The organism is Klebsiella sp. DY2415, from assembly GCF_026314315.1.
Classification (GTDB): Bacteria; Pseudomonadota; Gammaproteobacteria; order Enterobacterales; family Enterobacteriaceae; genus Klebsiella; species Klebsiella ornithinolytica.
The window spans coordinates 3,446,647-3,473,539 of record NZ_CP111115.1 but is presented as its reverse complement, the minus strand read 5'-3'; the positions used below and the strand labels follow the sequence as shown (position 1 = coordinate 3,473,539).

Here is a 26,893-nt window from a genome sequence, read left to right as displayed (position 1 = left end):
ATAAGGATTTAGACATGACGCAATTTGCTTTTGTGTTCCCGGGACAAGGTTCTCAGACGGTCGGTATGTTGTCTGACATGGCAGCGGCGTATCCGGTTATCGAAGAAACTTTCCGTGAAGCCTCTGCGGCGTTGGGTTACGATCTGTGGGCGCTTGCTCAGCAGGGCCCGGCGGAAGAACTGAACAAAACCTGGCAAACTCAGCCTGCGCTGCTGACTGCTTCCGTGGCGCTGTATCGCGTCTGGCAGCAGCAGGGCGGTAAGACCCCGGCTCTGCTGGCGGGTCATAGCCTGGGTGAGTATTCCGCGCTGGTTTGCGCCGGCGTGATTGATTTTGCCGACGCGGTGCGTCTGGTCGAAATGCGCGGCAAATTTATGCAGGAAGCTGTTCCGGAAGGGACCGGCGCCATGTCAGCGATTATCGGTCTTGACGATGCGTCTATTGCCAAAGCCTGTGAAGAGTCTGCCGAAGGGCAGGTCGTGGCTCCGGTCAACTTTAACTCGCCGGGCCAGGTGGTCATTGCCGGCAACAAAGAAGCCGTTGAGCGTGCCGGTGCCGCCTGCAAAGCTGCCGGTGCTAAACGTGCGCTGCCGCTGCCGGTGAGCGTCCCGTCCCACTGCGCGCTGATGAAGCCTGCGGCGGAAAAACTGGCGGTTGAACTGCAAAACATCACCTTTAACGCACCGGTTATTTCGGTGGTGAACAACGTTGATGTGAAGTGTGAAACGGCGCCAGACGCGATTCGCGATGCGCTGATTCGCCAGCTGTACAGCCCGGTTCAGTGGACCAAAACCGTTGAGTTTATGGCATCCCAGGGCGTAGAGCATCTGTATGAAGTGGGGCCGGGTAAAGTCCTCACCGGTCTGACCAAACGTATTGTTGACACCCTGACCGCTTCCGCGCTTAACGAGCCAGCAGCGATGTCTGCGGCGCTTGAGCAATAAAAGAGGAATACCATGAGTTTTGAAGGAAAAATCGCGCTGGTTACCGGTGCAAGTCGCGGCATCGGCCGCGCAATCGCAGAAACGCTTGTCGCCCGTGGCGCAAAAGTGATCGGCACGGCCACCAGCGAGAGCGGTGCGCAGGCGATCAGCGATTACCTCGGTGCTAATGGCAAAGGTATGCTGTTGAATGTGACCGATCCGGCATCTATCGAATCTGTTCTGGGAAATATTCGCGCAGAGTTTGGTGAAGTTGATATCCTGGTTAATAATGCCGGTATTACTCGTGATAACCTGTTAATGCGAATGAAAGATGATGAGTGGAACGATATTATCGAAACCAACCTGTCATCAGTTTTCCGTCTGTCAAAAGCAGTAATGCGCGCTATGATGAAAAAGCGTCACGGCCGCATTATTACTATCGGTTCTGTGGTCGGTACCATGGGAAATGCTGGTCAGGCCAACTACGCTGCGGCGAAAGCGGGTCTGATTGGTTTTAGTAAATCGCTGGCACGTGAAGTCGCGTCCCGCGGTATTACTGTTAACGTTGTTGCTCCGGGCTTTATTGAAACGGACATGACGCGTGCGCTGTCTGAAGATCAGCGTGCGGGTATTCTGGCGCAAGTTCCTGCGGGTCGCCTCGGCGATGCAAAAGAAATCGCCAGTGCGGTTGCGTTCTTAGCTTCTGACGAAGCAGGTTACATCTCTGGTGAAACCCTGCACGTCAACGGCGGAATGTATATGGTCTGACCGAGATTTGCACAAAACGCTCAGGAACCGCGCAGTCTGTGCGATCCCGAATGCGGTTTTGTGCAAAATGATTTGCGTTCTGAGGGCAAACACCCGCAAAATAGCGTAAAATCGTGGTAAGACCTGCCGGGATTTAGTTGCAAATTTTTCAACATTTTATACACTACGAAAACCATCGCGAAAGCGAGTTTTGATAGGAAATTTAAGAGTATGAGCACTATCGAAGAACGCGTTAAGAAAATTATCGGCGAACAGCTGGGCGTTAAGCAGGAAGAAGTTACCAACAATGCTTCCTTCGTTGAAGACCTGGGCGCTGATTCTCTTGACACCGTTGAGCTGGTAATGGCTCTGGAAGAAGAGTTTGATACTGAGATTCCGGACGAAGAAGCTGAGAAAATCACCACTGTTCAGGCTGCCATTGATTACATCAACGGTCACCAGGCGTAAGTGAACATCTCCAGGCGGTCATTCGACCGCCTGAGTTTTATCTTTTTGTCCCACAAGAATCTATTTTCCCTCCCTGGAGGACAACCGTGTCTAAGCGTCGTGTAGTTGTGACCGGACTGGGCATGTTGTCTCCTGTCGGCAATACCGTAGAGTCTACCTGGAAAGCTCTCCTTGCCGGTCAGAGTGGCATCAGCCTGATCGACCATTTCGATACTAGCGCCTATGCAACAAAATTTGCTGGCTTAGTAAAGGATTTTAACTGTGATGACATTATCTCGCGCAAAGAACAGCGCAAGATGGATGCCTTCATTCAATATGGAATTGTCGCTGGCGTTCAGGCCATGCAGGATTCTGGTCTTGAAGTAACGGAAGAGAACGCAACCCGCATCGGTGCCGCTATTGGTTCCGGCATTGGCGGTCTCGGCCTGATCGAGGAAAACCACAGTTCGTTGACCAACGGCGGACCTCGTAAGATCAGCCCGTTCTTTGTACCGTCTACAATTGTTAACATGGTGGCCGGGCATTTGACCATCATGTTTGGTCTGCGTGGGCCGAGTATTTCTATCGCGACCGCTTGTACCTCTGGCGTACACAATATTGGTCAGGCTGCGCGTATCATTGCGTACGGCGATGCTGACGCAATGGTGGCCGGCGGTGCGGAAAAAGCCAGTACCCCGCTTGGCGTGGGTGGCTTTGGTGCCGCGCGTGCGCTCTCAACCCGCAACGACAATCCGCAGGCGGCAAGCCGTCCGTGGGATAAAGATCGTGACGGTTTTGTGCTGGGCGACGGTGCGGGTATGGTCGTGCTGGAAGAGTACGAACACGCCAAAAAACGCGGCGCGAAAATCTACGCGGAAATCGTCGGCTTTGGTATGAGCAGCGATGCTTACCATATGACGTCTCCTCCGGAGAATGGTGCCGGTGCGGCCCTGGCGATGGTGAATGCCATCCGCGATGCAGGGATTGAACCGGGCCAGATTGCTTACGTCAATGCGCACGGCACCTCGACGCCGGCGGGCGATAAAGCAGAAGCGCAGGCGGTTAAATCTGTCTTCGGCGATGCTGCAAGCCGCGTGATGGTCAGCTCAACCAAATCAATGACCGGGCACCTGCTGGGCGCCGCCGGAGCAGTAGAATCGATCTACTCCATCCTGGCGCTGCGCGATGGCGTGGTTCCGCCGACCATCAACCTGGATAATCCGGATGAGGGTTGTGACCTGGACTTCGTTCCGCACGAAGCGCGTCAGGTTTCCGGTATGGAGTACGCGCTGTGTAACTCCTTCGGCTTTGGTGGCACCAACGGTTCACTGATCTTTAAAAAGATCTAAGCCCGTCGCGCCTGCCGCTAAATCCTGACTCAGGCCTGCATAAAATGCGGGCCTTCTTTTTTCTTCAGCTTTCTCTGCTTGTCCTGCGTAATTCATCCTGAGACACTGACAGGCCACCGATAAGGAGCCGCTATGTTCTTGATTAATGGCATTGAACGGGACACCCTCGCCGCCAGTGACCGGGCAATCCAGTTCGGCGACGGGTGCTTTACCACCGCACGTATCGTGGGACATCAAGTGCAGATGTTGCCGGCCCATCTCCGACGTTTGCAGCTGGCCTGCGCAGCGCTCATGATTCCCTACGCGCAATGGCAGCAGCTGGAAGCTGAAATGCAGCGCCTGGCGCTTGAACAGCAAAGCGGCGTGCTGAAAGTGATACTGACCCGGGGGGCGGGCGGTCGCGGCTACAGCGGCGCGAGCTGTCAGAGTCCCACACGTATCCTCAGCGTTTCAGCTTATCCCGCCCATTATGCGCGCTGGCAAGAAACCGGCGTTGCGCTGACGCTAAGCCCGGTTCGCCTGGGGCGTAATCCATTGCTGGCCGGGCTGAAGCATCTGAACCGACTGGAGCAGGTGTTGATCCGGTCTCATCTTGAGCAGACGGACGCCGATGAGGCGCTGGTTCTTGACAGCGACGGGTGGCTTACGGAATGCTGTGCCGCAAATCTGTTCTGGCGCAAGGGGATGGATGTGTTTACGCCACGTCTCGATCATGCCGGAGTCAATGGCATTATGCGTCAGCATTGCATCGCGCAGCTGGCACAATCGCCGTTTCGCGTTGTCGAAGTCACTGCGGGCGCAGATGCCTTGCGTGATGCCGATGAAGTGCTGATATGCAATGCGCTGATGCCGCTGGTACCGGTTCGCCGCTGGGACGAGACATGCTGGTCCTCGCGAGAGCTTTATCATTTTTTAGCCCCACTGTGTGAGCTGTCTGGTTAGTCATGAAGAAAATGTTACGTTTTATCCTGCTGTTATTGGTCGTGCTGGGCATTGCTGCAGGCGCGGGCATCTGGAAAGTTCGTCAGCTTGCCCAGAGCAAGCTGCTGATTAAAGAAGAGACGATCTTCACCTTAGAGGCCGGTACCGGGCGCATGGCGCTGGGGGAACAGCTGTACGGCGATAAGGTCATTAACCGGCCGCGCGTATTCCAGTGGCTGCTACGTCTTGAGCCTGAATTATCCCACTTTAAAGCCGGTACCTACCGCTTCACGCCGAACATGACGGTGCGTGAAATGCTGCAACTGCTGGGCAGCGGCAAAGAGGCCCAGTTCCCGCTGCGGTTTGTGGAAGGGATGCGGGTGAGCGACTACCTGCGTCAGCTGCGCGATGCGCCGTACATCAAACATACGCTGGCGGACGATCGCTACGAAACCGTCGCCCAGGCGCTTAACCTCGAGCATGCGGACTGGGTTGAAGGCTGGTTCTGGCCGGATACCTGGATGTATACCGCCCATACCAGCGATGTGGCGATCCTCAAGCGCGCGCATCAGAAGATGGTCGCGCAGGTCGAAAAAGCCTGGGAAGGGCGGATGGATAATCTGCCGTACAAAGATCAGAACCAGCTGCTGACCATGGCGTCCATTATTGAAAAAGAGACGGCGGTTGCCGCAGAACGCGACCGCGTGGCGTCGGTATTTATCAATCGTCTGCGGATTGGCATGCGTCTGCAAACCGACCCGACCGTGATCTACGGTATGGGGGAGAGTTATACTGGCAAGCTGACTCGCAAAGATCTGGAGACGCCGACGGCCTACAATACCTACGCGATCGTCGGTTTGCCGCCGGGGCCTATCGCCGTACCGGGAGAAGCCTCTCTGAATGCCGCGGCGCACCCGGCGAAAACGCCTTATCTCTATTTTGTTGCCGATGGTAAAGGTGGGCATACGTTTAATACCAATCTGGCCAGCCACAACCGCTCGGTACAGGATTATCTGAAAGTACTTAAGGAAAAAAATGCGCAGTAACTATATCGTTATCGAAGGCCTGGAAGGCGCAGGGAAGACCACCGCGCGCAATCTGGTGGTGGAGGCGCTGCAGGAGTCGGGTATCAGCGATCTGGTGTTTACCCGTGAGCCGGGCGGCACTATTCTGGCCGAGAAGCTGCGCAGCCTGGTGCTGGATATTCAATCCACCGGCGATGAAGTGATTAATGACAAAGCCGAAGTGCTGATGTTTTACGCCGCCCGTGTTCAGCTGGTCGAGACGGTGATCAAACCCGCTCTGGCTCGCGGCCAATGGGTCATCGGCGATCGTCACGATCTGTCGACCCAGGCCTATCAGGGCGGCGGTCGCGGTATCGACCAGACGATGCTGGCGACGCTGCGTGATGCGGTACTGGGCGATTTTCGCCCGCACCTGACGCTGTATCTGGATGTGACACCGGAGGTGGGTCTGAAGCGCGCGCGCGCGCGCGGCGAACTCGATCGCATTGAACAAGAGTCGCTGGATTTCTTCAATCGTACCCGGGCGCGCTACCTTGAGCTGGCGGCGCAGGATCCTACTATTCACACCATCGATGCGACGCAATCGTTGGACGCCGTCGCAAGCGATATCAGGGCGGTTATCAGTCGGTGGGTCGCGGAGCAAAGCGCATGAAATGGTACCCGTGGTTACGCCCGTCATTTGAACAATTAGTCGCCGGCTATCAGGCTGGACGGGGTCACCATGCGTTACTGCTTCAGGCATTGCCTGGCATGGGGGGCGAGGCGCTGATCTATGCGCTGTGCCGCTATCTCATGTGCCGCCAGCCGGAAGGAAATAAAAGCTGCGGGCAGTGCCATAGCTGCCAACTGATGCAGGCTGGCACGCACCCCGATTACTACACCCTGGCGCCGGAAAAAGGCAAAAGCGCCCTCGGTATTGACGCGGTGCGTGACGTTAACGAAAAGCTGTATGAGCGTTCCCGGCTTGGCGGCGCCAAAGTGGTATGGATAGGCGATGCTGCCTTGTTAACGGATGCCGCGGCAAATGCCCTGTTAAAAACGCTGGAAGAACCGCCGAAAAACACCTGGTTTTTCCTCGCCTGTCAGGAACCCGCGCGGTTGCTGGCCACGCTGCGCAGCCGCTGTCGTCTCCATCACCTTGCGCCACCGTCAGAGTCCTACGGGCTGGCGTGGCTGGAACGCGAGGTGGCACTGCCTCAGGAGGCGCTGCTCTCCGCGCTACGCCTGAGCGCGAATGCGCCTGCGGCGGCGCTGGATCTGCTGCAGGAAAGTCACTGGGCTTCCCGGCAGCAGCTGGTCCAGACGCTGGCGAGCGTGTTAAGCAGCGGCGACTGGCTGGCGCTGCTGCCGATTCTGAATCACGAACAGGCCGCAGTTCGTTTGCACTGGCTGGCGTCGCTGCTGCTGGATGCACAAAAACGGCAGCAGGGAATCGCCCTGGTGAGTAACCCTGATGCCTGGACGCTGGTCAATCAGCTGGCGCAGGCGCTGCCTGCCGCCCGCTTGCAGGCGATCGCACGCGACGTCAGCGCCTGCCGGGACCAGCTGTTGAACGTGGTTGGCGTCAACCGCGAACTGCTGCTAACCGAGCGCCTTCTGCGCTGGGAACATTACCTGCAACCTGGGACGGTACTTCCCGTATCCCACCTCTGAGCGAGACATTATGTTTTTAGTCGACTCCCACTGCCATCTGGATGGCCTGGATTATCAAACGCTGCACAAAGACGTGGACGATGTGCTGGCAAAAGCCGCTGCCCGTGACGTGAAGTTTTTCCTCGCGGTGGCCACGACGCTGCCGGGATACCGCGGAATGCGTGAGTTGGTCGGCCCGCGCGACAATGTGGTTTTCTCCTGCGGCGTCCATCCGCTCAATCAGGATGAAGAGTACGATGTTGACGAGCTGCGCAAGCTGGCGGCGGAAGAGGGGGTTGTCGCAATGGGGGAGACCGGGCTGGACTATTTTTACACGCCGGAAACCAAACCCCGCCAGCAGGCTTCCTTTCGCGATCATATCCGCATTGGCCGCGAGTTAAACAAGCCGGTTATCGTGCATACCCGCGACGCGCGCGCCGACACGCTGGCGATTTTACAGGAAGAAAAAGTGACGGATTGCGGTGGCGTACTACACTGTTTCACTGAGGACAGGGAGACGGCAGGTAAACTGCTGGATATGGGTTTCTATATCTCGTTTTCCGGGATCGTCACCTTCCGTAATGCCGAACAGCTGCGCGATGCCGCGCGCTATGTTCCGCTCGACCGTCTGCTGGTGGAAACCGACTCGCCGTATCTGGCGCCGGTCCCGCATCGCGGCAAAGAGAACCAGCCGGCAATGGTACGCGATGTTGCGGAATACATGGCGGTACTGAAGGGGGTTTCGCTTGAGCAACTGGCGCAACAGACCACGCAAAATTTCGCCAGCCTGTTCCACATTGACCCCGCCAGACTGTAACCTGCCGATCTTTCTATTATTTTAAGGCTCGTAATTAATAGGTAAAGCGAGTAAAGTTCACCGCCACAAAATGGGCGGTGAAGGGTTTTTTGCAACATCCAGACACGGCTTATGTAAGTTGGTGTAAATTTTTCAACGCTGACTGATTGAAACGTGATAGCCGTCAAACAATGATTCCGTCAATTATTTTACTCTGTGTAATAAATAAAGGGCGCTTAGATGTCCTGTCCACGGCACGGTTCTCCCCCCGTGCCAATGCGTGAAAACGTAAAAAGCACCAAATACTCAGGAGCACTCTCAATTATGTTTAAGAATGCATTTGCTAACCTGCAGAAGGTCGGTAAATCGCTGATGCTGCCGGTCTCCGTGCTGCCTATCGCAGGTATCCTGCTGGGCGTCGGTTCCGCAAACTTCAGCTGGCTGCCAGCCGTTGTTTCCCACGTTATGGCAGAAGCAGGCGGTTCAGTCTTTGCCAATATGCCATTGATCTTCGCTATCGGTGTGGCGCTTGGCTTCACCAATAACGACGGCGTATCTGCGCTGGCTTCCGTTGTTGCTTACGGCATCATGGTGAAAACCATGGCGGTCGTTGCGCCGCTGGTTCTGCATTTACCTGCTGAAGAAATTGCGGCCAAACACCTGGCTGATACCGGCGTACTCGGCGGTATTATCTCTGGTGCTATTGCAGCGTACATGTTCAACCGCTTCTACCGTATCAAGCTGCCTGAATATCTGGGCTTCTTTGCGGGCAAGCGTTTTGTTCCGATTATCTCCGGTCTCGCCGCTATTTTCACCGGCGTGATCCTGTCCTTCATCTGGCCACCGATCGGTACTGCTATCCAGACCTTCTCTCAGTGGGCGGCATACCAGAACCCGGTTGTGGCGTTCGGTATCTACGGCTTCATCGAACGCTGCCTGGTACCGTTTGGTCTGCACCACATCTGGAACGTTCCTTTCCAGATGCAGATTGGTGAATACACCAACGCGGCAGGTCAGGTCTTCCACGGCGATATCCCTCGTTATATGGCAGGCGACCCGACTGCGGGTAAACTGTCCGGTGGCTTCCTGTTCAAAATGTACGGCCTGCCGGCTGCTGCTATCGCGATTTGGCACTCCGCTAAGCCGGAAAACCGCGCGAAAGTGGGCGGTATCATGATCTCCGCAGCGTTGACCTCGTTCCTGACCGGTATCACCGAGCCGATCGAGTTCTCCTTCATGTTCGTTGCGCCGATTCTGTACGTTATCCACGCAATTCTTGCCGGTCTGGCCTTCCCGATCTGTATCCTGCTGGGTATGCGTGATGGTACGTCGTTCTCTCACGGTCTGATCGACTTCATCGTCCTGTCTGGTAACAGCAGCAAGCTGTGGCTGTTCCCGATCGTCGGTATCTGCTATGCCATCGTCTACTACGTTATCTTCCGCGTGCTGATTAAAGCACTGGACCTGAAAACTCCGGGTCGTGAAGATACCACTGAAGACAGCAAAGCCGGTGCGACCAGCGAAATGGCTCCGGCACTGATTGCAGCGTTCGGCGGTAAAGACAACATCACTAACCTTGATGCATGCATCACCCGTCTGCGCGTCAGCGTGGCCGACGTAGCGAAAGTTGATCAGGCTGGCCTGAAAAAACTGGGCGCTGCTGGTGTGGTTGTTGCAGGTTCAGGTGTTCAGGCAATCTTCGGGACCAAATCCGATAACCTGAAAACTGAAATGGATGAATACATCCGCAGCAACTAAGTCGTGATGTGGGGAGACTAAGGCAGCCAACTGGCTGCCTTTTTTATTGCTGCCTTGGGCCGCGGATGAACAGGTGAATAAGAGACGAGATGGATGATATCGGGGATGAAACAGCCCCCGCCATATTATTCACGAGCGGGGACTGACTGGTAGAGAACAGCTTAAATCGATAGATCAGAAGCTGTAGCTGGCATTAACTGAGAAGTTGCGTGGCGCACCATACACGCCGTAGCTACCCAGATAGTCGTAGTACTCTTTGTCGAACAGGTTGTTGACATTGCCCTGCACGGCAAAGTTTTTACTCACCTGGTAGCGGGTGAACAGATCGATAATCGTGTAACCGCTTTGGGTAATCGTGCTGACGTTGTTCGGGCCATTATCAAGCTCTTGCCAGGTTTTATTCTGCCAGCGCGCGCCGCCGCCGATGGTCAATGCCGGCAACACTGGCAACTGGTAACGGGTGAACAACTTCAGTGAGGTACGCGGCTGGCTTGGGTTAACCGCATTTCCGTCTTCATCTTCTGCAACGTAGCGACTGCCGCCAAAGGTTAATTGCCAGTTATCGGTCAGCGCACCGTTCAGCTCAAATTCAATCCCTTTGCTGACGGTGCCATCGACAGATTTATATGCCGTCTGGCCGCCAGAACCTGGAATTGTTGTCCCGGTATTCACGGCGACGTTGTCCTGTTCAATACGGAAGAGGGATACCGTTGCTGTCAGACGAGTGTCGAACCAGTCACCTTTCACGCCTGTTTCATAGCTCTTACCGGTCGTCGGATCGAGGAACACACTATTGATATCGCGCTGGCCGGTCGGCTGGAAGATAGAGGTATAGCTGGCGTAAACGGACCAGGTATCGTCGATGTCATAAATCAGGCCGGCATACGGGGTCACGTCGTCGAATTTTGCGTGACGGATTTCATCCGGCTGGCGCTCGAGGTTATATTTAGCGCTCCACTCTGTATAGCGGGCGCCAAGGATCAGGTGCAGCGGATCCGCAAGGGAGATGCGCGACGCGGCATACAGGGATTTCTGCCGGATCACGTCGCGCTGATAGAGCGCAAAATTGGACCATGCCGGGTCGGACAGCTTACCGTTATAGTCGTAAATACTGCCAACGTCCATCAGGCCATAGTTATCGTTAACCGGATAGGCGTTGTCATAGTTATTGCGCTGGCGGCTATAGCTGCCGCCGAACATGACTTCATGCTGGCGGCCCAGCAGGTTGTACCCGCCGCGTACGAATGCGTCCACTGAGTCCTGTTTACGTTGACCCTTGTTCCAGCCGCCCCAGGCGCCATACCATTTGGATGCGTCATACAGTCCCGTTGCTTTATCGGGATAACCGTCGATATACATTAACTTGCTGTCAAAGTTGGTTTCCGCGTGCATGGTATTGATTTTGGCTTCCCAGCCGTTATCAAAGCGCTGTGTGAGGTTGGCGAAGATTTTGGTTGAATCGACGTTAGAGTAGGTCCAGTCGGCCGCGGTGTTAAAGCCTCGACGGAAATGGGTCTTGCTGCCATCGCTGAACATTGACGGGAAACCGCCCCAGGTCGGGCTGTCTTCCTCACTCTCCTGATAGTCATAGCCCAACGAAAGAGTGGTGGAATCCGTGACGTCCGCATCCACGACGCCGTAGATGAATTTTTTACGATAGTGGTTACGTTCAACCCACGAATCCTTATCCTGGTAGCCGGTGATGACCCGTCCCCGGACGTTGCCCGACTCGGTTAACGGAGCCTGGAGATCCAATACATAACGTTGATTGTTCCAGCTGCCATAGGTGGCAGAAACCGAGCCTTTAAATTCTTTACTGTCGGCATGCTTACGTACCATGTTGACATAGGCTGAAGGGTTGCCCGTGCCGCTCATTAACCCCGCCGCGCCGCGTACTACTTCGATTTTGTCATAAATTGCCGTATCGCCAGCGGTATCGCCGAAGTTCCATCGGTTATCGAGGAACGTTGGCATATCTTCATACGCAAAGTTGCTGACGAAGAAGCCGCGGGAATAAAAGTTAGTACGATGGGTGTCAACGCGGGATGCGCTCACGCCGGTCGTATTATCCAGAACCTGTTCGATAGTGTTGAGTTCCTGGTCCTGCATGCGCTGCTGGCTGATGACACTGACGGATTGTGGGATATCCCGTTGTACTAATAGCAGTTTAGTGCCAGTGGTGGTGGTTTTAACGCTGTAATCCTGCTGCTGGGCATCAGGCCTGATTTCCGTTGTACCTTCTACAATGATGGTATCGTCGGTATCGGCGGCGGCAATGCTGAGGCCGGGATGAAGCGCCAGCGCAATACCAACGGCCAGCAGGGACGGCGCGATACGCCGATCCCGGGAATTAATCGTGAGAAGCATCATAAACCCTTAATCAAATAGTTATTGTTATGTGCCGGGACTCTACGGCCACGGTCATATCGTGTCTGGAAGCGCACCGCATCCAATAGTGAATACAAATGAGAAATATACGCATTAGTATTTAATGTGTAAACAGAAGTAAGAAGTGTTATCAGAAACGGCAATTAGCGCTTCGGTTAAACGCATTCACCGGAGATATGATTAATCCATCAGCAGCTAACAGCGCCGCGGGATAAGAAAAAGCGCATTCAGGTTGAAAGAGGAGGAGTAACTCGCTCATACTCTTAGGCGAATCCTGTGCATCCGCGTTTATCTGCAGAGGCAGGCCAGAGCACGGTATAAAAATTAATAAGGAATCAGTCATGGCAGAAGAAACGATTTTTAGCAAAATCATTCGCCGGGAGATCCCGTCGGATATGGTTTATCAGGATGAACTGGTGACCGCTTTTCGCGATATTTCCCCGCAGGCGCCGACCCACATTCTGATTGTCCCCAATATCCTGATTCCTACCGTCAACGATGTGACCGCTGAACATGAACTGACGCTGGGGCGCATGATGACCGTGGCGGCAAAAATTGCGCGTGATGAGGGTCTTGCTGACGATGGCTATCGTCTGATTGTCAATTGCAACCGCCACGGCGGCCAGGAAGTCTACCATATCCACATGCACCTGCTGGGCGGTCGCCCGCTAGGTCCGATGCTGGCTCACAAAGGTTAATCGATGCGCGCAGCTCATTTCGGCCCGCTTCTGGCGGCTGTGCTCCTGGTCGGGTGCGGTTCCCATGCGGAAATCCCCGTGGGTGAACAGCAGACTCTGGTGATGGAATCCAACGTGCTGGCGGCGGGCATCAGCGCCGATGCGCCAGAGGTCACGGCCTCAGAGATTCAGGCAACCGCCACTTCCAGACTGTTTAATGAACGACAGGAACCGATCACCGTGCATTACCGCTTCTTCTGGTATGACGCCAGAGGACTGGAAATGCATCCGCTGGAGCCGGCCCGGAGTATCACGGTGCCTGCGCACTCTTCTGTCACCTTGTACGGTAGCGCGAATATTTTGGGGGCGCATAAGGCCCGCCTGTATCTTTATCTGTAAGGGGTAATTGTAATGATTAAAATGTGTCGCTACGCGTTAATCACGGCACTGGCGATATTCCTTGCTGGGTGCGTGGGGCAACGTCAGGAGCCCGCTCCCGTTGAGGAGGCGCAGCCGAAGCCAACGCAGCCCGCCCAGCCGCAGCCGACGGTACCAACCGTACCTACGGTTCCGACTATTCCGGGGCAGCCCGGGCCGATTGAACACGAGCAGCAGCCGGCACAGCCAGCGCCGCGCGTGCGTCATTATGACTGGAATGCGGCGGTACAACCGATGGTGGGGCAAATGCTGCAGGCAGGCGGCGTCAATGCGGGAAGTATTCTGCTGGTCGACAGCGTGAATAACCGCACCAACGGCACGCTAAACGCCGGAGAGGCGACGACAGCGTTGCGCAATGCCCTGAGCGGCAATGGCAAATTTACGCTGGTGTCTGCCCAGCAGCTGGGCGTGGCAAAACAGCAGCTGGGTTTATCCCCTCAGGATAGTCTCGGCAGCCGCAGCAAAGCGATGGGGATTGCCCGTACCGTGGGAGCTCAGTACGTGCTGTACTCAAACGCGACCGGCAACGTCAATTCACCTGAGCTGAAAATGCAGCTGATGCTGGTTCAGACCGGCGAGATTATTTGGTCAGGTAAAGGTGCCGTTCAGCAACAGTAAACTGACGCGCGATGAGGTGTTGTCGCGCTTTTTTCCCCGCTATTCACCTGTCGCCGGCCTGGGCCAGAATGGCCTGAGCGGCGGCAGCTGTATTATCAGCGACGGCGTCCGGCGGCTGGTCCTGCGCCAGCCGCACGACCCCGACGCTCCCGCCCGTGAATTCCTCCGCCAGTACCGCACCCTGTCTCGCCTGCCGAAGACCGTCGTCCCCGCGCCGCTTTTCTATTCGCCGGGATGGTTGGCGGTGGAATATTGCGACGGCGAGATGAAAAGCACGCTTCCGGAGTGCCCGCGGCTGGCAGGGTTATTGTATCATCTGCACCGGCAGCCGCGTCTGGGCTGGCGTGTGGCGCTGGCACCGCTGCTTGAACGCTACTGGCTGGCCTGCGATCCTGCGCGGCGCACGCCGCTGTGGTTGCGTTGGCATAAACGTTTGTTGCAGCGCGGCGAGCCTCGCCCTCTGCGGCTGGCGCCGCTACATATGGATGTGCACGCCGGCAATATTGTCCATACGAAAGCGGGGCCGCGGTTGATCGACTGGGAATATGCGGGCGATGGCGACATTGCGCTGGAGCTGGCCGCGGTGTGGATTGCGCCGACGGCGCATCGCCAGCTGGTCACCGCATATGCCCGGCTGGCACATATTGATGAGCGGCTGCTGTGGCGACAGGTACAACGCTGGCGTCCATGGGTCATATTGCTGATGGCGGGCTGGTATGAACGCCGCTGGCAGCAGACCGGCGACCGGCAATTTATCACGCTGGCAGATGAAACATGGTGTCAGTTAGGCAAAGAATGAAAAGGATAAGAGAGGTCAGTGTGGGTCCGGTAATGTTGGATGTCGAAGGGTTTGAACTGGATGCGGAAGAGCGTGAGATTCTCGCTCATCCGCTGGTGGGCGGGCTGATTTTATTCACCCGCAACTATCACGATCCGGCCCAACTGCGGGAGCTGGTGCGCCAGATCCGCGAGGCTTCGCGCAATCATCTGGTGGTGGCCGTCGATCAGGAAGGCGGTCGCGTTCAGCGCTTTCGCGAGGGGTTTACCCGACTGCCGGCCGCGCAATCTTTTGCGGCGCTACTGGGGATGGAAGAGGGCGGCGCGCTGGCGGCTCAGGCCGGTTGGCTGATGGCCAGCGAGATGATCGCGATGGATATCGATATCAGCTTTGCGCCGGTTCTCGATGTCGGCCACATCAGTGCCGCGATCGGTGAACGCGCTTATCATGACGATCCGGATAAAGCGCTGGCTATCGCCCGCCGCTTTATCGACGGAATGCACGAGGCGGGAATGAAAACCACCGGGAAACACTTCCCGGGACACGGCGCAGTGACCGCGGATTCGCATAAAGAGACGCCGCGAGATCCGCGTGCTGAAGCCGAGATTCGGGCCCGGGATATGGCGGTTTTCCGCACCCTGGTGGCGGAAAATCGTCTCGACGCCATTATGCCTGCCCACGTTATCTACAGCGATGTGGATCCGCGCCCGGCCAGCGGTTCAGCGCACTGGCTCAAGACGGTGTTGCGCGGTGAACTGGGTTTCGATGGGGTGATCTTCTCTGACGATCTGTCGATGGAAGGGGCGGCGATCATGGGCAGCTATGCCGAACGCGGGCAGGCATCGCTGGATGCAGGTTGCGATATGATCCTGGTCTGCAATAATCGTAAGGGTGCGGTCAGCGTGCTGGATAACCTGTCGCCGATCAAAGCAGAGCGTGTTACGAAATTGTATCATAAAGGTTCATTTACCCGTCAGGAGTTAAGGGATTCTGCCCGTTGGAAGACGGTTAATGCGCAGCTGGAGCAGCTCCACGCGCGTTGGCAAGAGGCGAAGTCTGCGTAATTGACCTGAAGTCTGGTGAGGATGCGATGATTATCTATTTACACGGTTTTGACTCAAACAGTCCCGGAAACCATGAGAAAGTGCTGCAGCTGCAGTTTATCGATCCCGATGTGCGTCTGATAAGCTACAGCACGCGGCACCCAAAACATGATATGCAGCACTTGTTAAAAGAAGTCGATAAAATGCTGCAGCTTAATACTGACGATCGGCCGCTGATTTGCGGCGTCGGTCTGGGCGGCTATTGGGCGGAACGGATCGGTTTCCTTTGCGATGTGCGTCAGGCTATTTTTAACCCCAATCTGTTTCCTGCGGAAAACATGGAAGGGAAGATCGACAGGCCTGAAGAGTATGCTGATATCGGGACCAAGTGCGTCAACAATTTCCGCGAGAAAAACCGCGATCGTTGTCTGGTGATACTCTCCCGCCAGGACGAAGCGCTGGACAGCCAGCGTTCCGCCGACCTGCTGCATCACTACTATGAAATCATCTGGGATCATGAGCAGACCCACAAATTCAAAAACATCTCACCCCATCTGCAGCGGATAAAAGCCTTTAAGACGCTAGGCTGATCTGCTCCCGGCCTCCGGCCCGTCGTATGTGAATACGGCGGGCTTTTTTTATGTCGCCGGTGATGGCATGGTTAAAAAACAGGCGGTAAAACTTGATGCATATCAATTTTGGTATGACCAATGACCCGTTCATGGTATTCTCAATTTCGCTGGATGGTTTCACTGCTGTAACTTGTTGTTAAATAAGAGCTATTTATATAACTTTTAATTAACAATTGGTTAATATTTTTAGGGGGTCTCGTGACTACACCATTGAAAAAAATCGTAATCGTAGGTGGCGGTGCCGGTGGACTGGAACTGGCGACTCAGCTGGGGAGAAAGCTGGGGCGTAACAAAAAAGCGAAAATCACGCTGGTGGACCGTAATCATAGCCATCTGTGGAAGCCGTTGCTGCATGAAGTGGCGACCGGTTCGCTCGATGAAGGTGTCGATGCGCTGAGCTATCTGGCCCACGCCCGCAACCACGGTTTCCAGTTCCAGCTGGGTTCAGTGGCGGATATTAACCGTGAAGCGAAAACCATTACGCTGTCCGAGCTGCGTGACGAGAAGGGCGAGCTGCTGGTTGCCGAGCGCAAACTGCCGTACGACACGCTGGTGATGGCGCTGGGCAGTACCTCTAACGATTTTAATACTCCGGGCGTCAAAGAGAACTGTATTTTCCTTGATAACCCGCACCAGGCGCGTCGTTTCCATCAGGAAATGCTGAACCTGTTCCTGAAATACTCGGCTAACCTCGGCGCCAACGGCAAAGTCAATATCGCGATCGTGGGCGGCGGGGCAACCGGCGTTGAGCTCTCGGCTGAACTGCACAACGCGGTGAAGCAGCTGCACAGCTACGGTTATAAAGGGCTGACTAACGAGGCATTGAACGTGACCCTGGTTGAAGCGGGTGAGCGTATTCTTCCTGCGCTGCCGCCGCGTATTTCCGGCGCCGCTCACAATGAACTGACAAAGCTTGGCGTGCGCGTCCTGACGAAAACCATGGTGACCAGCGCCGATGCCAACGGTCTGCACACCAAAGACGGCGAGTTCATTAATGCCGACCTGATGGTCTGGGCGGCGGGGATCAAAGCGCCGGACTTTATGAAAGAGATCGGCGGTCTGGAAACCAACCGCATTAACCAGCTGGTGGTTCAGCCAACGCTGCAAACGACGCTTGACCCGGATATTTATGCGATCGGCGACTGCGCATCCTGCGCGCGTCCGGAAGGCGGATTTGTGCCGCCGCGCGCCCAGGCGGCTCACCAGATGGCGACCTGCGCGCTGAATAATATTCTGGCGCAGATGAAAGACAAACCGCTGAAGTCCTACGTCTACAAAGATCACGGTTCGCTGGTTTCGCTCTCCAACTACTCGACCGTCGGGAGCCTGATGGGCAACCTGATGCGCGGTTCAATGATGGTTGAAGGACGTATTGCGCGCTTCGTCTATATCTCTCTGTACCGTATGCACCAGATCGCGCTGCACGGCTACTGCAAGACCGGCCTGATGATGCTGGTAGGTCGCATCAACCGCATCATTCGTCCCCGTCTGAAGCTGCACTGATTATCTGTTTGCCTCATTCCCGGATTGTGCCGCCAGGCGCGTTCGGGATTGTGACAAGGCTAACGTTGAGCCGGTAATCTCCTTGCCGGCTCAACGACAGAATTTCTGTCTGTCATTGAGCGCATAACATCTCAGATTCCTCTGAATCCACTCCGTTTTCCGCTTTTCCTCGCATTTTTCATCCGCTTTCTCATTTGCAAGGTTCCCGGGTCGATAGCAGAATTGTTTCTATCAGCAACAAGGGAGGATACCCCGTGAATAAATCAATGTTGGCGGGTATAGGGATTGGCGTGGCTGCCGCGCTGGGTGTTGCAGCTGTCGCTGGTCTTAACGTCTTAGATCGTGGCCCGCAATATGCGCAAGTGGTGTCCAGTACACCGATAAAAGAGACCGTAAAAACTCCGCGTCAGGAATGCCGTAACGTCACCGTGACCCATCGTCGTCCGGTGCAGGATGAAAACCGCATCGCCGGCTCCGTTCTTGGCGCCGTTGCCGGCGGGGTCATCGGTCATCAGTTTGGCGGCGGTCGTGGTCGCAGCGTGGCGACCGTAGTGGGCGCGTTGGGCGGCGGTTATGCCGGTAACCAGATTCAGGGCTCGATGCAGGAAGGGGATACCTACACCACCACCCAGCAGCGCTGTAAAACGGTGTACGACAAGTCGGACAAAATGCTGGGCTACGATGTGACCTACAAAATCGGCGATCAGCAGGGAAAAATCCGCATGGAACACGATCCCGGTACGCAGATTCCGCTGGACAGTAACGGCCAGCTGGTCCTTAACAACAAAGCGTAAAAAAGACGTGACTGTTATTTGCCCCTCCTGCACTCAGGCTGAGGGGCTTTTTTTATCAGAAGCTGACGGCGTAGTTCAGGCCAAAGGTACGCCCGCGACCTTTGTATTCATACAGTGAACTGCTGCCGTAGGTCGGGCTGTAGAGCAGCGGGGCGCGCTGTCCCCAGATGGTGACATAGTCTTCGTTCAGCAGGTTCTCGATGCTGAAGGTCAGTTTGCCAACCGGGAGCGCATAGCTGCCGATAAAGTCTACGGTATTGTAGCCGTCGAGCTTATTACCGCTGGCATCGCTCAGGTCGAATACCTGCTGAGTCTGCACGCGCAGCGACCACGGATCCGGCGCCCAGCCGACCCAGGCGGTGGCTTTGGAAGGCGAAGCGAGAGTCACATCCCATTTCTGCCAGCTACCGTCACTCTTCACCTGGGATTTCAACACGTTGAAGTTTGCACCTGTGCTCCAGTCGCTATCCGGGAAGAAGTAATCGACGGCCCCTTCCACACCGTAAATACGCCGCTTGTCGGATTGTACGTCGATCGTCATATCGGTACGGTTAACAACAATGGTTTTGTCCGAGGTGGAGTAGTATGCCGCCAGCTGGGTACGCAGATTATCGCCGGTGTAACGCCAGCCCAGTTCGTAGGAGTTGACTTTGATCCCCTGCAGCGGCGAATCACCCACGTTGACACTCGACAGCAGGGGATAGTTGCCGTTGACCGCCGCGCCGTATTTGCCGATACCATAGTATTTACCCGGGTCCGGCAGCTCGACGCCCTGCGAGAAGTTAAACCAGGTCTGCTGGCGGTCGGTGAGGTGGGCGACAATACCGGCGTTAAACAGGAAGTTATCATAATCCGTTTTACCACCCGGGATGGCATCGGCCGAGTTCACCTTGCCGCTGGCGACATCCTGCTGCTGGGCGTAGCCGACAAAATCATCAACCCGGTTTTCCGTCCACTGATAGCGCACGCCGCCGCTCAGGGTGAAAATATCATTCAGGTCATAACTACTCTGCAGGAACGGCGCCAGGTTTGTAATGCTATAGCCCGGATAACGTCCTGTTGTATAGATAGACTCGTTGTGCAGGCCGCCTGATGCCATCGAGGTGTTCAGATCGAAGAACATCTGGTTGGCATTAAAGGTCTCATGATCGGCATCCAGCCCCCAGGTCAGATCCCAGCCGTCAAGCGGTTGGCTGTTGAGGGTAATCTTCGCACCGTACTGATCGGTATCCTGTTTAGATGAGGAGAAGCTGCTGACCTGACCTTTGGTGAGCGTCGGGAAGGGGTAAAAGGTCAGCGACTCGTCGCGATAATAGATCTGGCTGACCAGATTCTGGCCATAGAAATCGGCATCGGAGTATTGCAGGCTAATCAGATGCCGTTCGGTGCCAGGAACGCGGTCGGAATTGAGTCCGTCGGTGGTATAGGCTTTACCCTCGCCGGTGACGGCCGACATGTTTTTGCCGAGATACAGGCCGTAATCATCGCCCTGGCTTTTATAGTATTGCGTTACCAGCTGCAGCTGACGGTTATCGTCAATGTTGATGGTGCCGGTGCCCATGACATCCAGACGATCCGAGTGCTGCAGGCCGGTCTGCGTATTATCGAGGACCAGCGCATCGTTATTGCCATCATACCAGCCGCCAAAACGCTGATAAGCCACCGATAACCGGCCGGAGGCATGGTCGGTGCCGCCGCTGACCGCCGCCGCTACGCGTTCGTCGTGATCGTTGCTGTTGGCAAACCCGCTTTTGCCACCTAATTCCAGATCCACCTGGCGTTCCTGCTGCCCTTTTTTGGTCACGATATTGATCAGGCCGCCGGTACTGCCGCCGCCATACAGCGAAGTGGCGCCGGAGATGACTTCAATATGCTCAATGTTGAACGGGTCGATGGCGTCGAGCTGACGGCTGTCGGTACGGGAAGAGTTGAGGCGAACGCCGTCGATCAGCACCACGATGGCCCGCCCACGCATGTTCATTCCGTAGTTGGTTCGTCCCTGGCTGCTGACATCAATGCCGGGAATCAACTGGGCCAGGACGTCTTTGAACTCCTTTCCACCCTGAACCTGTTGTTCTATCTCCTGACCTTCGATAACCCACGTGGTTTGCGCCATTTCGGCGACGGTGCGGTGAGTTCGGTTGGCGCTAACGATAATGTTTTCTTCATCCGCCTGCGCGACAAAGGCGGGCAGGGCGGTGGCCAGCAGCAGTGGGTTAAGCACCCAGAGACGCTTGTTCATACGCATTCCTTTTATGAGTTAACGGCATTCATATTGTTTTTAGTGTTCGATGCGGGCGCATCGGATGTTACAGATGGAAATAAGCAGAAAAACTTAAGAGCGGATTTTGCACGTAGTGATTATTGTTATCAATATCATTTACAACAAAATTGACACCTAACAGCGTGAAAACATGAGTAAAATTGGGGTTAATCAGGAAAGAAGGGTGAAAACCCGGTGGCGATCGTCACCGGGGAAGCGCAGATTAGTGCTGGAGGATTTGCGGCCACAGCCGCAGAGTGGTATCGGCGATTTGCATCAGTCTGGTGAAATCAGCCCCTTCGCGTGCGCTGATGGACATCCCTTGCAACACGCAGTTTAAGAACTGCGCCAGCTGTCGCACATCGCCGTTTTCCGGCAGCTCGCCGCGCAGCTGACGCTGCTGGAGGAACTGGGTCAGCGTTTGTTCCTGCATCGCGTGCCGCGACTTAATGGTATTGGCGATCGCGGTAGATGATGCCGCCAGCGCCGCGGAAGTATTGATCATAAAGCAGCCTGCCGGCGTGTCTTTGCTGGTAAAGCAGGTGGCAATGGCGGTGAAATAGTCCCGCAGCGCCTGATCGACTGATTTTTCTTCGGCAAACAACAGCGCTTCATGTCTGGCGGCAAAACGTGAAATATAGCGATCCAGAACCGCGCGAAATAACCCTTCCTTGTTGACGAACTCAGCGTACAGCGTCGGTGCTTTTGCCCCGGTCGCCTCCACCAGATCGGCAAGAGAAGTTGCCTCGTAGCCGTGCTGCCAGAAAAGTGCCATAGCCTTATCCAGCGCCGCTTCCTTGTCGAACACTTTAGGTCGGCCACGGCTTTTTTTTGTGCAACTTTGAACGTCAGTTGTCATGATGCCGCTGTACCTATGTTGGTTTGTTGAAGGGGCATTATAAAAACAAACGTTACAACCTTCCAGCGCTGAACCCGCAAAAATAAATAATTCATATATGTATGAATTTTAAGTTGTTTATAAATAAATAAACGATCGTTATAAAAATTCATTGACGTGTGATATAGGTCACATTATTATTTACCTATCGATCGTTAGTTAATTCTTGCGACCCTACTAAAAAAATCATCTGCATAGGTATAATAATCATGAAAAACATCAAAACGCTGACGCTGGCCGCCGTGCTAAGCTCTCTTTCTTTCGCCAGCTTCGCGGCTGTTGAGGTGCAATCCACACCTGCCGGCCAACACAAAATAGGTACTGTTTCTGCCTCCGCCGGGACAAACCTGGGCTCGCTGGAAGACCAGCTGGCGCAGAAAGCGGAAGAAATGGGCGCAACCTCTTTCCGTATCACCTCAGTCACGGGTCCAAACACCCTGCATGGCACTGCGGTTATCTACAAATAAGTTTCGTTTTACCCCTGTCATGCCACTGACAAAACGCGACCCCTGACCCCTTTATCAGGCCGCGAGCAGTAAGTTGTTCCCTGTTATGCCACTTACGTGACGCGGTTTTCACCCCTTTATGAAACCGCGAAGCGTCGCACTATCGTTTTACCCCTTTGTTATCCCATAAAAAAACCGCCCCCAGGGGCGGTTTTTTTATTTCAGTCTACGCACTTACAATGACTGCTCGCCAGCAGTATGGTAGCGGGTAACGTCAATTGGCATACCTGAACGCAGCGTCATCGCACGATCCATCACCGTCTGGTCGGTCTGCGCGGCCTGCTTAAACGCCGTCATCTCACTATTCAGGACTATCGGCAGCGTCTGCGGATCGTCATTTAAGTGTTTGGACAGCGGCTGATGGATTTCCACCAGACGTCTACCGTCAGGCTCCACGGAGACTTTCACTGGCGTGTTGATAATATTGACTTTTGTCCCTGGGGTGACGTGCTTAAACAGGGTTTTGATGTCGTCATCGCGCAGGCGGATACAGCCGGAGCTGACGCGCATTCCGATGCCAAAATCGGCATTCGTGCCATGCAGCAGATAGACGCCGCCGTAGGCCGCAAGGCGGATAGCATGGTGGCCCATCGGGTTATCCGGCCCGGCAGGTACCACGCCCGGGAGTTCTATCCCCATCGCCTTATACCGTGCGCGAATATTCGCCGTCGGCGTCCAGGTTGGATTTGCGCGCTTGTCGGAGACGGTGGTGATCATCGTAGGGGTCAGGGTATCGCCTCCCAACTGGCCGATACCGATAGGGTAGACGGTGACCTCGTTTTTCCCCGGCGGGTAATAGTAGAGGCGAAGCTCGGCGAGATTAATCACCAGCCCTTCGCGCGGCGCTTCCGGCAGTAGAGTCTGGAGCGGAATGGTCAGCACGCTGCCGGCACGCGGAACGTAAGGGTCGACGCCGGGATTAGCCTGAAGTAATGCCAGAAAGCCCACGTTGTATTTTTTGGCGATAGCTTCCAGCGAACCGCCGTTATTCTGGACGACGTGAAACTGATTTTGCCCGACGAGGCGGCTGCCTGACGGCGGTAAGGGCCAGGTATTGGCGCGGGCAGGAAGGGCCAGGACGCCAGCAACGGCCACCATTATCAGCCACAGTGAGAAACGCGATATGAGAGTAGTCATAATAAATAAGTGGTTATTTTTTATGAGGAAACAGACGGGGATTATCGCGCGGGCATCTGTGGGGAAACCCTGGTGAATTGCAAAATGTTTGTAAAGTTTACCGGGTGTGACCGCGACGGAAGAAAAACAGGCGCGGAAGACGGCGACGGGCACCGTCTCCGCGCTGCGATTATGCGGTCGCGTTCTCTTCTAACTGACGCATAAACTGGCGAACCCACTCCATCCGCGTTTTACGCTCGCCAAGATCCTGCATGAACTTCAGTCGCGTCGGACCATCCAGGCGGAAGTGCTGTGGCTGTTTTTGCAGCAGGCCAATCAGCCATACCGGGTTGACGTTGTTCTTTTCATTGAACTCAATCACGCCGCCTTTCTCATTGCCCTCCAGCTTCCGGATACCCAGCTTCTGCGCCTGTTGACGCAGGCGGGCGATATCCAGCAGGTTTCTCGCCGCATCCGGCAGCGGGCCGAAGCGGTCAATCAGTTCGACTTTAATCTCTTCCAGGTCGTGCTCATTCCTGGCGCTGGCAATCCGCTTGTAGAACGAGAGTCGGGTATTCACATCAGGAATAAAGTCGTCCGGCAACAGTGAAGGCATACGCAGCTCAACTTCAGTCTGCTGGCTGGTCAGATCCTCAAGCGAAGGTTCGCGTCCGGCTTTCAGCGCATCGACAGCATTCTCCAGAAGCTCCATATAGAGCGAAAAACCGATGGTGGTCATCTGCCCGCTCTGATCTTCGCCCAGCAGCTCGCCGGCACCGCGGATTTCCAGGTCATGCGTAGCCAGCGCGAAACCGGCGCCGAGATCCTCCAGCGAGGCGATGGCTTCCAGACGCTTTTGCGCATCGGTGGTCATCGCTTTCGGGTGCGGCGTCAGCAGCCAGGCATAGGCCTGATGATGCGAGCGGCCAACGCGTCCGCGCAGCTGGTGCAGCTGAGCCAGACCGAAATGGTCCGCGCGCTCGATGATAATGGTATTGGCGGTCGGGATATCGATCCCGGTCTCAATGATGGTGGTACAGACCAGCACGTTAAAGCGCTGGTGGTGGAAATCATTCATCACCCGTTCCAGCTCGCGCTCGCGCATCTGCCCGTGACCGATGGCAATACGTGCCTCCGGCACCAGCTCCGCGAGTCGATCCGCCGCTTTCTGGATATTCTCCACGTCGTTATAGAGGTAGTAGACCTGGCCGCCGCGCAGCACTTCACGCAGAATCGCCTCGCGAACCACCAGCGAGTCATACTCCCGGACGAAGGTTTTCACCGCCAGACGGCGGGCGGGCGGCGTGGCAATAATGGACAGATCCCGCATTCCGCTCATCGCCATGTTCAGCGTTCGTGGGATCGGCGTGGCGGTCAGCGTCAGAATATCGACGTCGGCACGCATCGCCTTGATTCGCTCTTTGTGGCGAACCCCGAAGCGATGCTCTTCATCGACGATCAGCAGCCCAAGGTCGCGCAGTTTGACTTCGCTTTGCAGCAGCTTATGCGTGCCGATAAGAATATCGATTTTACCCTCGGCGGCCTGTTCAAGAATCTGCGCCTGCTCTTTCGCGCTGCGAAAGCGTGACAGCATTTCAATGCGTACCGGCCAGTTGGCAAAGCGGTCGCAGAAATTATCGAAGTGCTGCTGCGCGAGCAGGGTGGTTGGCACCAGGACCGCGACCTGCTTGTGGTTCTCCACTGCCAGGAACGCGGCACGCATCGCTACTTCGGTTTTACCGAAGCCGACGTCGCCACAGACCAGGCGGTCCATGGCCAGCGGTTGACACATGTCGCTGAGAACGGCGTTAATTGCCTGCGCCTGATCCGGCGTGGTCTCAAACGGGAAACCGTCGCAGAATAGCTGGTACTGTTCGCGATCGTGCTTAAAGGCAAAGCCCGATTTCGCCGCGCGCTGGGCGTAAATATCGAGCAGTTCCGCCGCCACGTCGCGCACTTTTTCCGCCGCTTTCTGCCGCGCGCGCGCCCAGGCATCGCCACCGAGTTTATGCAGCGGGGCGCTCTCTTCTGCCCCGCCGGCGTAGCGGCTAATCAGATGCAATGATGACACCGGCACATACAGTTTGGCATCGTTGGCGTAGGTCAGCATCAGGTATTCCCCTTTGATGCCGCCAGCTTCCAGCGTGGTCATACCGGCATAACGACCAACGCCATGCTCCAGGTGCACCACCGGCTGGCCGATATGCAGTTCCGCCAGGTTACGGATTAAGGTGTCGGGGTTAATGGTGCGGCGTGAATCCTGGCGACGACGCGCCACGCGCTCGCCCAGCAGGTCGCTTTCGCAAATCAGTGCCAGATTACGCGGGCTATCGATAAACCCGTGTTCGGCGGCGCCAATCATTAAATAGCGGCCGTTGCCGGTGGCTTCTTCCAGCCGCAGAATATGTTTCGGCGCAATTTTGATGCGCGCCAGCACTTCGCCCAGCGCCTCCCGGCGACCTTCGCTCTCAACCGAGAAAATAACCGGGCCGTTAAAGGTTTCGAGGAAACGACGCAGATTGTCCAGCGGCGCTTTGTTCTGTGCCTGCACCGAAAGGTCCGGCAGCGTTTGATAGCCGAGGTTAATATTGGCGGCTTTCTCGGCCAGACGCTCCGTTTTTAACTGAATACGCGGCCATTTTTTCAGCTCGCTGAACAGTTCGTCGATCCGCAGCCAGAGCTGTTCCGGCGGCAGCAGCGGACGCATCGGGTCGACGCCGCGGCTTTCGAAACGGGCGCGGGTTTCGTTCTGAAAACGCCCGGCGCTGGCTTCCAGATCGCCGGTATTGACGATCAGGGCGTTTGCCGGGAAGTAGCTGAACAGCGGCGGCAGCGGCTCACTGAAAAACAGCGGCTGCCAGTATTCAATCCCGGTCGGTAAGGTCCCTTTGCTGACCTGCTGATAGATATGTTCGGCGTCCCGCTTGACCTCAAAACGGTCGCGCCACTGGCTACGGAACAGCTCAATCGCCGCCTGATCGGTCGGGAACTCATGTGCGGGCAGCAGATTAATGGCGGCCACCTCTTCCAGCGTACGCTGGCTGTCGACGTCGAACAGGCGCAGGCTGTCGATTTCATCATCGAAGAAGTCGAGGCGGTAGGGTTGCTCGCTACCCATCGGGAACAGGTCAAGCAGGGCGCCGCGGGTGGCGTACTCCCCGTGTTCCATTACCTGATCCACATGGCGATAGCCGGCGCTGTCCAGCTGAGTGCGCAGGGCGTCACGCGACAGACGCTGGCCTTTTTTCATCACCAGCGCGTGTCCGTGGAGGAAATTATGCGGACAGACGCGCTGCATGAGTGTGCTGACCGGCACGATCAGCACGCCGCGCTGCATGGTGGGTAATTGATAGAGAGTGGCGAGGCGGGAAGAGATAATGTCCTGATGCGGCGAGAAGCTATCGTAAGGTAGCGTTTCCCAGTCTGCCAGGCCCGTCACCATGCTGTCGGTAAACTGGCGAACTTCATCGTTCAGGCGCAGGGCATTTTGCATATCGGGGGCGACGAGTATAACCGGCCCACCGTGGCGCTCGGCCATTTCCGCAACCAACGTGGCACAAGCCGCGCCGGTTAATTCACCGAGGTGCCGCTGTTCGCCGGGCTTGACCGGCAGTGTGTATCGGTATTGTTGAGGCATAGCT

Annotated in this window: 24 protein-coding genes; 19 read left to right on the top strand and 5 right to left on the bottom strand. The window is 55.8% G+C overall.

Going from position 1 to position 26,893, the window contains the following annotated elements; all coding sequences use genetic code 11:
• The first annotated feature begins 14 nt into the window (after positions 1–14).
• The 10 genes from fabD (at position 15) to ptsG (ending at position 9,598) form a co-directional block, all read left to right on the top strand.
• A complete protein-coding gene (gene fabD / locus OQV00_RS16550; protein ID WP_004860511.1) occupies positions 15–944 on the top strand; it encodes an ACP S-malonyltransferase in 930 nt (309 codons plus the stop codon).
• A gap of 12 nt (positions 945–956) precedes the next feature.
• On the top strand, positions 957–1,691 hold the full coding sequence (gene fabG, locus OQV00_RS16545) for a 3-oxoacyl-ACP reductase FabG (protein WP_004860512.1): 735 nt from the start codon (positions 957–959) through the stop codon (positions 1,689–1,691).
• A 210-nt stretch (positions 1,692–1,901) separates the two neighbouring features.
• A complete protein-coding gene (gene acpP, locus OQV00_RS16540; RefSeq protein WP_000103754.1) occupies positions 1,902–2,138 on the top strand; it encodes an acyl carrier protein in 237 nt (78 codons plus the stop codon).
• Positions 2,139–2,224: 86 nt separating this feature from the next.
• The gene (gene fabF / locus OQV00_RS16535) at positions 2,225–3,466 is read left to right on the top strand and encodes a beta-ketoacyl-ACP synthase II (RefSeq protein WP_004860514.1); all 1,242 of its coding nucleotides are present in this window, start codon (positions 2,225–2,227) and stop codon (positions 3,464–3,466) included.
• A 132-nt stretch (positions 3,467–3,598) separates the two neighbouring features.
• Entirely contained in the window at positions 3,599–4,408 is an 810-nt protein-coding gene (gene pabC, locus OQV00_RS16530) for an aminodeoxychorismate lyase (RefSeq protein WP_004860517.1), read from the top strand.
• A gap of 2 nt (positions 4,409–4,410) precedes the next feature.
• A complete protein-coding gene (yceG, locus tag OQV00_RS16525; protein WP_266279053.1) occupies positions 4,411–5,433 on the top strand; it encodes a cell division protein YceG in 1,023 nt (340 codons plus the stop codon).
• Positions 5,423–6,064, top strand: a complete 642-nt coding sequence (gene tmk / locus OQV00_RS16520; RefSeq protein ID WP_004860521.1) for a dTMP kinase — start codon at positions 5,423–5,425, stop codon at positions 6,062–6,064. The genes yceG and tmk overlap by 11 nt, the downstream gene beginning before the upstream one ends.
• On the top strand, positions 6,061–7,065 hold the full coding sequence (gene holB, locus OQV00_RS16515) for a DNA polymerase III subunit delta' (protein WP_266279051.1): 1,005 nt from the start codon (positions 6,061–6,063) through the stop codon (positions 7,063–7,065). The genes tmk and holB overlap by 4 nt, the downstream gene beginning before the upstream one ends.
• A 10-nt stretch (positions 7,066–7,075) precedes the next feature.
• On the top strand, positions 7,076–7,861 hold the full coding sequence (locus OQV00_RS16510) for a metal-dependent hydrolase (protein WP_004860525.1): 786 nt from the start codon (positions 7,076–7,078) through the stop codon (positions 7,859–7,861).
• Between the two features lie 303 nt (positions 7,862–8,164).
• Positions 8,165–9,598, top strand: a complete 1,434-nt coding sequence (ptsG, locus tag OQV00_RS16505; protein WP_004860526.1) for a PTS glucose transporter subunit IIBC — start codon at positions 8,165–8,167, stop codon at positions 9,596–9,598.
• Positions 9,599–9,772: 174 nt separating this feature from the next.
• Here ptsG and fhuE read toward each other — a convergent pair whose 3' ends face one another.
• Positions 9,773–11,968, bottom strand: a complete 2,196-nt coding sequence (gene fhuE, locus OQV00_RS16500) for a ferric-rhodotorulic acid/ferric-coprogen receptor FhuE (RefSeq protein WP_015584644.1) — start codon at positions 11,966–11,968, stop codon at positions 9,773–9,775.
• A 359-nt stretch (positions 11,969–12,327) separates the two neighbouring features.
• On the opposite strand from fhuE, the gene hinT reads away from it, so the two are divergent.
• From hinT to OQV00_RS16460, 8 genes are all read left to right on the top strand, one after another.
• Positions 12,328–12,684, top strand: a complete 357-nt coding sequence (gene hinT / locus OQV00_RS16495) for a purine nucleoside phosphoramidase (RefSeq protein ID WP_004860530.1) — start codon at positions 12,328–12,330, stop codon at positions 12,682–12,684.
• A gap of 3 nt (positions 12,685–12,687) precedes the next feature.
• Complete coding sequence (locus OQV00_RS16490) at positions 12,688–13,062, top strand: YcfL family putative periplasmic lipoprotein (protein WP_015584643.1); 375 nt, start codon at positions 12,688–12,690, stop codon at positions 13,060–13,062.
• A 21-nt stretch (positions 13,063–13,083) separates the two neighbouring features.
• Positions 13,084–13,719, top strand: coding sequence for a penicillin-binding protein activator LpoB (gene lpoB, locus OQV00_RS16485; RefSeq protein ID WP_160873623.1), 636 nt, complete (start codon positions 13,084–13,086; stop codon positions 13,717–13,719).
• Positions 13,700–14,518: a thiamine kinase gene (thiK, locus tag OQV00_RS16480; RefSeq protein WP_015584642.1), complete on the top strand. Its 819-nt coding sequence runs from the start codon at positions 13,700–13,702 to the stop codon at positions 14,516–14,518. Before lpoB ends, thiK begins: the two co-directional genes overlap by 20 nt.
• A gap of 20 nt (positions 14,519–14,538) precedes the next feature.
• Positions 14,539–15,561, top strand: coding sequence for a beta-N-acetylhexosaminidase (nagZ, locus tag OQV00_RS16475; RefSeq protein ID WP_015584641.1), 1,023 nt, complete (start codon positions 14,539–14,541; stop codon positions 15,559–15,561).
• A gap of 26 nt (positions 15,562–15,587) precedes the next feature.
• Entirely contained in the window at positions 15,588–16,130 is a 543-nt protein-coding gene (gene ycfP, locus OQV00_RS16470; protein ID WP_004860539.1) for an alpha/beta hydrolase YcfP, read from the top strand.
• Positions 16,131–16,370: 240 nt separating this feature from the next.
• Positions 16,371–17,675 carry an NAD(P)/FAD-dependent oxidoreductase gene (locus OQV00_RS16465; protein ID WP_004860540.1) on the top strand — a complete coding sequence of 435 codons (1,305 nt, stop codon included), beginning with the start codon at positions 16,371–16,373 and terminating at the stop codon, positions 17,673–17,675.
• Positions 17,676–17,929: 254 nt separating this feature from the next.
• Positions 17,930–18,469 carry a glycine zipper 2TM domain-containing protein gene (locus tag OQV00_RS16460; RefSeq protein WP_004860542.1) on the top strand — a complete coding sequence of 180 codons (540 nt, stop codon included), beginning with the start codon at positions 17,930–17,932 and terminating at the stop codon, positions 18,467–18,469.
• 55 nt (positions 18,470–18,524) lie between these two features.
• On the opposite strand, the gene OQV00_RS16455 is transcribed toward OQV00_RS16460, so the two are convergent.
• Both OQV00_RS16455 and OQV00_RS16450 read right to left on the bottom strand, forming a co-directional pair.
• On the bottom strand, positions 18,525–20,711 hold the full coding sequence (locus OQV00_RS16455) for a TonB-dependent siderophore receptor (protein ID WP_004860545.1): 2,187 nt from the start codon (positions 20,709–20,711) through the stop codon (positions 18,525–18,527).
• Between the two features lie 244 nt (positions 20,712–20,955).
• Positions 20,956–21,591, bottom strand: coding sequence for a TetR/AcrR family transcriptional regulator (locus tag OQV00_RS16450; protein WP_015584639.1), 636 nt, complete (start codon positions 21,589–21,591; stop codon positions 20,956–20,958).
• A gap of 248 nt (positions 21,592–21,839) precedes the next feature.
• Here OQV00_RS16450 and bhsA point away from each other — a divergent pair, with 248 nt between their 5' ends.
• Positions 21,840–22,097 (top strand): multiple stress resistance protein BhsA, encoded by a 258-nt coding sequence (bhsA, locus tag OQV00_RS16445; protein WP_004860548.1) that lies wholly within the window; start codon positions 21,840–21,842, stop codon positions 22,095–22,097.
• 213 nt (positions 22,098–22,310) lie between these two features.
• Here the strand turns inward: bhsA and ldtC are convergent, their stop codons facing one another.
• On the bottom strand, positions 22,311–23,273 hold the full coding sequence (ldtC, locus tag OQV00_RS16440; RefSeq protein ID WP_064357790.1) for a L,D-transpeptidase LdtC: 963 nt from the start codon (positions 23,271–23,273) through the stop codon (positions 22,311–22,313).
• Between the two features lie 169 nt (positions 23,274–23,442).
• Positions 23,443–26,889, bottom strand: coding sequence for a transcription-repair coupling factor (gene mfd / locus OQV00_RS16435; protein WP_004860551.1), 3,447 nt, complete (start codon positions 26,887–26,889; stop codon positions 23,443–23,445).
• Positions 26,890–26,893: the final 4 nt, after the last annotated feature.

Bases quoted from the DNA above. Each gene is read 5' to 3' on its own strand.
- ldtC (WP_064357790.1), bottom strand. From the start codon at position 23,273: ATGACTACTCTCATATCGCGTTTCTCACTGTGGCTGATAATGGTGGCC.
- pabC (WP_004860517.1), top strand. From the start codon at position 3,599: ATGTTCTTGATTAATGGCATTGAACGGGACACCCTCGCCGCCAGTGAC.
- holB (WP_266279051.1), top strand. From the start codon at position 6,061: ATGAAATGGTACCCGTGGTTACGCCCGTCATTTGAACAATTAGTCGCC.
- OQV00_RS16450 (WP_015584639.1), bottom strand. From the start codon at position 21,591: ATGACAACTGACGTTCAAAGTTGCACAAAAAAAAGCCGTGGCCGACCT.
- ptsG (WP_004860526.1), top strand. From the start codon at position 8,165: ATGTTTAAGAATGCATTTGCTAACCTGCAGAAGGTCGGTAAATCGCTG.
- bhsA (WP_004860548.1), top strand. From the start codon at position 21,840: ATGAAAAACATCAAAACGCTGACGCTGGCCGCCGTGCTAAGCTCTCTT.
- fhuE (WP_015584644.1), bottom strand. From the start codon at position 11,968: ATGATGCTTCTCACGATTAATTCCCGGGATCGGCGTATCGCGCCGTCC.
- ycfP (WP_004860539.1), top strand. From the start codon at position 15,588: ATGATTATCTATTTACACGGTTTTGACTCAAACAGTCCCGGAAACCAT.
- yceG (WP_266279053.1), top strand. From the start codon at position 4,411: ATGAAGAAAATGTTACGTTTTATCCTGCTGTTATTGGTCGTGCTGGGC.
- fabG (WP_004860512.1), top strand. From the start codon at position 957: ATGAGTTTTGAAGGAAAAATCGCGCTGGTTACCGGTGCAAGTCGCGGC.
- hinT (WP_004860530.1), top strand. From the start codon at position 12,328: ATGGCAGAAGAAACGATTTTTAGCAAAATCATTCGCCGGGAGATCCCG.
- OQV00_RS16510 (WP_004860525.1), top strand. From the start codon at position 7,076: ATGTTTTTAGTCGACTCCCACTGCCATCTGGATGGCCTGGATTATCAA.
- acpP (WP_000103754.1), top strand. From the start codon at position 1,902: ATGAGCACTATCGAAGAACGCGTTAAGAAAATTATCGGCGAACAGCTG.
- tmk (WP_004860521.1), top strand. From the start codon at position 5,423: ATGCGCAGTAACTATATCGTTATCGAAGGCCTGGAAGGCGCAGGGAAG.
- mfd (WP_004860551.1), bottom strand. From the start codon at position 26,889: ATGCCTCAACAATACCGATACACACTGCCGGTCAAGCCCGGCGAACAG.
- lpoB (WP_160873623.1), top strand. From the start codon at position 13,084: ATGTGTCGCTACGCGTTAATCACGGCACTGGCGATATTCCTTGCTGGG.
- fabD (WP_004860511.1), top strand. From the start codon at position 15: ATGACGCAATTTGCTTTTGTGTTCCCGGGACAAGGTTCTCAGACGGTC.
- OQV00_RS16490 (WP_015584643.1), top strand. From the start codon at position 12,688: ATGCGCGCAGCTCATTTCGGCCCGCTTCTGGCGGCTGTGCTCCTGGTC.
- OQV00_RS16455 (WP_004860545.1), bottom strand. From the start codon at position 20,711: ATGAACAAGCGTCTCTGGGTGCTTAACCCACTGCTGCTGGCCACCGCC.